Origin of the sequence: Enterobacter sp. C6, from assembly GCF_008122455.1 — a bacterium.
Taxonomy (GTDB): domain Bacteria; phylum Pseudomonadota; class Gammaproteobacteria; order Enterobacterales; family Enterobacteriaceae; genus Enterobacter; species Enterobacter pseudoroggenkampii.
In genome coordinates this window covers 1-499 of sequence record NZ_QPFW01000018.1, presented here as the reverse complement: position 1 = coordinate 499, position 499 = coordinate 1, and the positions used below count along the sequence as shown (strand labels likewise).

Below are 499 nucleotides of genomic sequence, written 5' to 3'. Positions count from 1 at the left end.
TCGCCGTCTATATCCAGGCGAAATCCCTGTCGGCCGGGGCGGCATGGCAAATCTACGGCGTGCTGGCGCTGGTGCTGATTGCACTGGTGGCGCGCTACCTGCCGCGATCCGGGCAGCTCCATCGACCCGGCACCGCGCCGGAGCCGCTGCTGCTGACGGCGGATTTAAAGCGCCTGGTCTGGAGCTACAGCCTGGCCGGGTTTGGCTATATCCTCCCGGCGACCTTCCTGTCGCAAATGGCGGCGGTGCGTTTTCCCGGCAGCCTGTTTGCCCAGTTTGTCTGGCCGATTTTTGGTCTCGCCGCCGTGGTGGGCATTGCGCTAAGTATTCTTTTACGCCACACCTCAACGGCTAACCGCAGGCTGGCTATCGTGCTGTGGTTACAGGGGGCGGGCGTGCTGGCGGCCTGGCTGCTGCCGGGGATTGGCGGTTTGCTGACGGGCGGGCTGCTGGTGGGAGGCGGCTTTTTGTGTGCCGTGCAGCTCTCTCTTTTATACGG

General features: G+C 64.1%; 1 protein-coding gene. It reads left to right on the top strand.

What is annotated here, in order from left to right:
* Nucleotides 1-499: YbfB/YjiJ family MFS transporter (locus DOU50_RS00110; RefSeq protein ID WP_148768444.1), on the top strand; the 499-nt coding region annotated here is incomplete at both ends.